Origin of the sequence: Novosphingobium sp. UBA1939 (assembly GCF_002336885.1) — a bacterium.
Classification (GTDB): Bacteria; Pseudomonadota; Alphaproteobacteria; order Sphingomonadales; family Sphingomonadaceae; genus Novosphingobium.
In genome coordinates this window covers 674-6285 of the sequence record NZ_DDFB01000129.1, presented here as the reverse complement: position 1 = coordinate 6285, position 5612 = coordinate 674, and the positions used below count along the sequence as shown (strand labels likewise).

6 protein-coding genes and 1 pseudogene (1 of these 7 cut by a window edge) are annotated in these 5612 nt (G+C 65.9%); 1 reads left to right on the top strand and 6 read right to left on the bottom strand.

The genetic code is table 11. From position 1 onward, the window contains the following. The 4 genes from B3547_RS17200 to B3547_RS17185 all read right to left on the bottom strand — a co-directional run. Positions 1–639: NAD(P)(+) transhydrogenase (Re/Si-specific) subunit beta (locus B3547_RS17200; RefSeq protein WP_292965072.1), on the bottom strand; the 639-nt coding region annotated here is incomplete at its 3' end. Beyond that, complete coding sequence (locus B3547_RS17195) at positions 639–923, bottom strand: NAD(P) transhydrogenase subunit alpha (protein WP_124807438.1); 285 nt, start codon at positions 921–923, stop codon at positions 639–641. The genes B3547_RS17200 and B3547_RS17195, both read right to left, overlap by 1 nt. A 14-nt stretch (positions 924–937) precedes the next feature. Next, positions 938–2056, bottom strand: coding sequence for an NAD(P) transhydrogenase subunit alpha (locus B3547_RS17190; protein WP_292965075.1), 1119 nt, complete (start codon positions 2054–2056; stop codon positions 938–940). 19 nt (positions 2057–2075) lie between these two features. Further along, positions 2076–2198: an aa3-type cytochrome c oxidase subunit IV gene (locus B3547_RS17185; protein ID WP_124807439.1), complete on the bottom strand. Its 123-nt coding sequence runs from the start codon at positions 2196–2198 to the stop codon at positions 2076–2078. 183 nt (positions 2199–2381) lie between these two features. On the opposite strand from B3547_RS17185, the gene B3547_RS17180 reads away from it, so the two are divergent. Then, a complete protein-coding gene (locus tag B3547_RS17180) occupies positions 2382–3800 on the top strand; it encodes a sigma-54-dependent transcriptional regulator (protein ID WP_124807440.1) in 1419 nt (472 codons plus the stop codon). Positions 3801–3853: 53 nt separating this feature from the next. Here B3547_RS17180 and B3547_RS17175 read toward each other — a convergent pair whose 3' ends face one another. Further along, positions 3854–4699, bottom strand: a complete 846-nt coding sequence (locus tag B3547_RS17175) for a TauD/TfdA dioxygenase family protein (protein ID WP_292965063.1) — start codon at positions 4697–4699, stop codon at positions 3854–3856. Positions 4700–4814: 115 nt separating this feature from the next. Next, positions 4815–5612: pseudogene (locus tag B3547_RS17170) on the bottom strand (SEC-C metal-binding domain-containing protein); its annotated part runs 157 nt beyond the window's last position; the annotation flags it as partial.

Here is a 5612-nt window from a genome sequence, read left to right as displayed (position 1 = left end):
CGGGATGATCAGCAGGAAGCCGATCAGGAAGCTGAGCACCGTGATCGTGGCGATCACCCAGGGTGCCTGGTCCTGCGTGAAGTATCCCACCAGCCCCAGGATCGCGACCAGCGTGCCGAGGTTCAGCACGTGGCGGCCGGGAAGCAGGATCGGCGATCCGCTCATCTTGCCGGCCAGCTTGAGGAACGCGATGACCGATCCCGAGAACGTGATCGCGCCGATGGCGATGCCGAGGCCCATTTCGACGCGGGACTGCGGCTCGATCAGCCCGTCCGGACCGGTGATTCCGAACGCCACCGGGTTAAGATAGGCGGCCAGGCCCACCAGCACCGCCGCGAGGCCGACCAGCGAGTGGAACGCGGCAACAAGCTGCGGCATGTCGGTCATCGCGATCTTGCGCGCGGTGACGAAGCCGATCGCACCGCCGATGGCGATGGCCACGATGATCTCGGGCAGGCTGGCAATCGAATGCGTGACCAGCGTGGTTGCCACCGCGATGGTCATGCCGATCATGCCATAGCGGTTGCCCGCCCGACTGGTGCCGGGGCTGGATAGCCCCCGCAGCGCCAGGATGAACAGCACGCCGGAAACGAGATAGGCGAGCATCGCCCACGAAGGAGTGGCGGTGACGTGTTCCATCACTTCTTCTCCTTCTTCTTGTACATCGCGAGCATCCGCGCCGTTACCGCAAAGCCGCCGAAGATGTTGACCGAAGCCAGCACCACCGCGCCAAGGCCGAGCCACTTGGAAACCGGCGATCCGGCCGCCGCGCTCGCCACCAATGCGCCGACGATGATGACCGACGAGATCGCGTTGGTCACCGCCATCAGCGGCGTGTGGAGCGCCGGGGTGACCGACCACACCACGTAATAGCCCACGAAGCAGGCCATCACGAAAATCGACAGGATCGAGATGAAATCCATGAGTGCGGCCCCCCTCAGCCGAGCAGTCGTTCGTGGACGACCTTGCCGCCCTGCGTCAGGCGGATGGCATTGCCGATTTCCTCGTCCAGCACCGGCCTGCCCTGCTCCTTGTCCCAGAAGGCGGAGAGGAAATTGTAGAGGTTGCGGCTGAACAGCGCGGAGGCATCGGCCGGCAGGTGCGCGGGCGTGTTGGAATAGCCGACGATCTTCACGCCGTGCTTCTCCACTACCTGATCGGGCACCGATCCTTCCACGTTGCCACCCTGCGCCACGGCCAGGTCGAAGATCACGCTGCCCGGGCGCATCGTTGCGATCTGCGCATCGCTGATCAGGCGCGGCGCGGCGCGGCCAGGGATCAATGCGGTGGTGATGACGATGTCCTGCTTGGCGATATGCGCCGAAACCAGCTCGGCCTGCGCCTTCTGGTATTCCTCGCTCATCTCCGTGGCATAGCCGCCGCTGCCTTCGCCCTCGATCCCCGCCACGCTTTCGACGAAGATCGGCTTGGCGCCCAGCGACTGGATCTGTTCCTTGGTGGCCGAACGCACGTCGGTCGCCGAAACCTGCGCGCCCAGGCGGCGCGCGGTGGCGATGGCCTGAAGCCCGGCCACGCCCACGCCCATGATGAAGGCCTTGGCCGCACTTACCGTGCCGGCCGCCGTCATCATCATCGGAAAGGCGCGGCCATAAAGGTCCGCCGCGACGATCACCGCCTTGTAGCCGGCGAGGTTCGATTGCGAGGACAGGATGTCCATCGACTGCGCGCGGGTGATGCGCGGCATGAATTCCATCGCCAGCGCTTCCAGGCCGGCGGCGGCATAGGCGTCCACCCGGTCACGCCGGCCGAAAGGATCAAGCCCGGCGACGATCCACGCCCCGGGCTTCACGCCAGACAGCAGATCGGCCTCCGGCCCCTGCACGCCCAGCACGATATCCGCGCCCTTTGCCGCGCCTTCGGTCAAAACCTCGGCGCCCGCCGCGCGGTAATCGTCATCGGCGATCGAGGCCGTCGCGCCAGCGTTGCTCTCAACACTGACCGTGGCGCCGAGGCCGATGAACTTTTTTACCGTTTCCGGCGTTGCCGAAACCCGGCTCTCTCCCGTCGCGCGTTCCCGAAGGACGGCGATCCTTATGGTTTCGCCCACGCGCCGGTTACTGGATCACCACGATAACGAAAGCGACGATCAGCACGATCACCGGCACCGAAATCTTGATGAGGTTGATGAAGCCGGCATAGGTGGCCTCGGCGGCCTTCATGTCGTTCGCGGAAGTCATGATCTACCTCTTTCCCCCGGCGCACCGAAGCGCCTTCGCGGCCTCTCTAACGGCACCGTACCGTTCGCTCAAGAACGAACCGTGTTCTTAGCGCCTCCGCGCCGCTGCGCGACGGTCGCCACGCTTAACAGGGTCTTTACCCGATAGGCGTAACAGAAGCGCGGATCATTGACCGGGAAGACCATGGCAGAGCCCGAAGACCGCCTTTTGATGTTGATCGATGACGAGCCGGCACAGTGCCGGCTGATCACCGCTCTTGCCGCGCGGGAAGGATGGCGCACGATCATCGCGCGCGATTCCGAAACCGCGATCGCTACCCTGGGTACGCGGCAGGGGATGCAGCTTGGCGCGATCATTCTCGACCAGTGGGTGCCCGGCGATGATGCCTGCGCGCTGATCGCCGAACTCAAGGCCCGCCGGCCCGCTCTGCCCATCCTGATGCTCACCACCAGTTCCTCGCCCCTGCTCGCGGTGGAAGCCATGCGCGCGGGCGCCACGGATTATCTCATCAAGCCGGTCGCCCCGGATCGCCTGCTCCAGGCGCTGCGCAGCGCCACCACGCGCGAGGCGCCGGCGGTGGAACTGCAACCGCTGACCGAAAAGATCGGCGCCGCGCTCGATTTCGATTCGATGATCGGGGCCGCGCCCTCGTTCCGCGCCGCGCTCGCCGTCGCAGCCAAGGCCGCGCGTACGCAGGGCACCGTGTTGATCGAGGGCGAGACCGGCAGCGGCAAGGAGATGCTGGTGCGTGCAATGCACGCCGCCTCCCCCCGCGCCAAGACGCCGCTGCGCATCGTCAATGCCGGCGGCATTCCCGGCAACCAGATCGAATCCGTGCTGTTCGGGCATGAAAAGGGCGCTTTCCCCGGCGCGTTCGAACGGCAGGCCGGCGCGCTCCAGCATGCCGACGGCGGAACGCTGGTGATCGACGAGATCGACCGCCTCAATCCGCATGTGCAGGAACGCCTGCTGCAATTCCTCGAACGCGGCGATGTGCAGCCGATCGGCGCGCGCCACCGCTTCCGCGTGGACGTGCGACTGATCGCGTGCAGCAACGGTTCGCTGCGCGAACTGCAGCATGTCGGGCTGTTCCGTCCCGATCTGGTCGACGTGCTCAGCACGGTGCTGGTCAGCCTGCCGCCGTTGCGCGAACGCAGCGGCGACATTCCGGCGCTGACCCGCCATTTCCTCGCCCGGATCGGCGAGCAGCCGGGCCTGCGGCACCTTGGGATCACCGATGGCGCGCTGGCGCTGCTTTCGGCCTATGACTGGCCGGGCAATGTCCGCCAGTTGCAGGCCACGCTGTTCCGCGCCGCCGTGTTCTGCGACAACGAGGCGCTGACCGCGCAGGATTTCCCCAATCTCTCGATGATGGTCGGCGAAGCGCCGCGCCACAACCCGCAGCACAGCGAAGGCGCGGGAGTCATGCTCTACGCTGCCGATGGCAACCTGCGCCCGCTGGAAGAAATCGAGGCCGACGTGATCCGTCTTGCCATCGGCCACTATCGCGGCCGCATGAGCGAGGTGGCCCGCCGGCTCGGCATCGGCCGTTCCACGCTCTATCGCAAGCTGTCGGAACTGGGCATCGACAACGCCGCGTAGGCTGCCTCAAGACAAGCAGGATTGCGCAGCCTCAACGTCCGCAACCATCCCGATCAGGGCAGCGGTTCGCCTTCCAGTGTGATCCGGTGCATCTCGCGCCGGTGGCCGTGGTAATCGTTCAGGGCATAGTGCCAGGTGGCGCGGTTGTCCCAGAAGGCCATCGATCCCTCGGACCAGACGAATTCGGTCGCGAAATCGCCTTCGACGCAGTGCTTGTAGAGTTCGGTCAGCAACTGCCGGCCGGCTTCCTCGTCGCGCCCGACGACGCCGATGGTGAAGGCCGGGTTGACGTAGATCGCCTTGCGCCCGCTCAAGGGGTGCACCAGCGCGATCGGGTGCGTCACGTCAGCCAGCACGTCCGCCACCGCGGCGTTACCGAAGCGCCCTTCGTGCGTATCGGCGTTGCGCAGTTCCTCGCGCACGTTCGTGCCGAAGATGTGCTTCGCGGAGTGGACCGCGCGCACGCCCTCGATCTCGCGCTTCAGATAATCCGGCAGCGCGTCATAGGCCGCGTACATCGAGGCGAACAGCGTGTTTCCGCCTGATGGCGGCACTTCGCGCGCCAGCAGGATCGAGCCGAGCGCGGGCACTTCGTCATAGCTGTGGTCGGTGTGCCAGCCGCCGCCGATATTGTCCTTCTGCGCCGCTTCCTTCACCACCAGCGCGATTTCCGGATAGGCCGGATGCGCGGCGAAGAAGCGGTTGATGTTGATCTGGCCCCAGCGCCGGGCGAAGGCGATGTGCTGGTCTTCGGTCAGATCCTGATCGCGGAAGAAAACCACGCCGTGATCGACGAACGCCTCGCGGATCGCGCCGAACTCTTCATCGCTCAGCCGCGCCAGATCGACGCCGGTGATTTCCGCGCCGAAAACGCCCGTCTGCCTGATTTCCATTGCCATGCCTGCTCTCCCGGGACAGCCTTGGCATTCACCATGCTAATTCTTTCCCGGCAGGCAATCGAAATTGCACCCGCTTACCGCCGGACGATGGGGCCGGCCGGCGGCAAACCGGCGATCAGACCGCCGCGCCGTGGCAGTGCTTGTACTTCTGCCCCGAACCGCAGGGGCACGGCGCGTTGCGGCTGACGCCCTGTCCCGCGAAGGGATCTTCCGTGCCAACCGGGGGCAGCGTGGCGAGGCCCGCTTCCGCCCCGCCCAGCGCGCCCAGCATCGCAGCGGCGCCCGGCACCTGCACCGCGTCATTCTCGCCGGTGAACGGATCGATGTGGCTGGTCAGGAAATCTGGCAGTTCGGGAAGCTGGAAATCATCCGCCGGCCGCATGCGGATTTCGCTGGTCATCAGGATGCGCGTCACGTCCTCGCGGATCGCGTCCAGCATCTTCTCGAACAAGCCGAAGGCTTCCTGCTTGTATTCGTTGATCGGCGTCTTCTGCGCATAGGCGCGCAGGAACACTACCTGCCGCAGCGCGTCCAGCGTGGCGAGGTGTTCCTTCCAGTGGTGATCGAGCCGTTCGAGCAGGATCGACTTTTCAAGCCCCCGCCACGAAGCCTCGTCCAGCGCGTCGACCTTGCCCGCCATGTGCGCGTCGGCCAGTTCGGTCAGGCGTTCCTCGATGATCTCGGGCTCGACCGCCTCTTCCTCCATCCACTGTTCCAGCGGCGCTTCCAGGCCCAGGGTATCGGCCACGCGCTGGCGCAGGCCGTCCACGTCCCACTGTTCCGGATAGGAGCCGGGCGGGCAGGCGTCGGCCACCAGCGCGTTGATCGTGTCGTGGCGCATGTCCACCACCACTTCGCCGATCGCGTCGGCATCCATGATGTCGGCGCGCTGTTCGTAGATCACCTTGCGCTG

What these genes read in the sequence shown, in the direction of transcription:
- B3547_RS17195 (WP_124807438.1), bottom strand. Translation starts at nt 923, where the DNA reads ATGGATTTCATCTCGATCCTGTCGATTTTCGTGATGGCCTGCTTCGTG.
- B3547_RS17185 (WP_124807439.1), bottom strand. Translation starts at nt 2,198, where the DNA reads ATGACTTCCGCGAACGACATGAAGGCCGCCGAGGCCACCTATGCCGGC.
- B3547_RS17180 (WP_124807440.1), top strand. Translation starts at nt 2,382, where the DNA reads ATGGCAGAGCCCGAAGACCGCCTTTTGATGTTGATCGATGACGAGCCG.
- B3547_RS17175 (WP_292965063.1), bottom strand. Translation starts at nt 4,699, where the DNA reads ATGGCAATGGAAATCAGGCAGACGGGCGTTTTCGGCGCGGAAATCACC.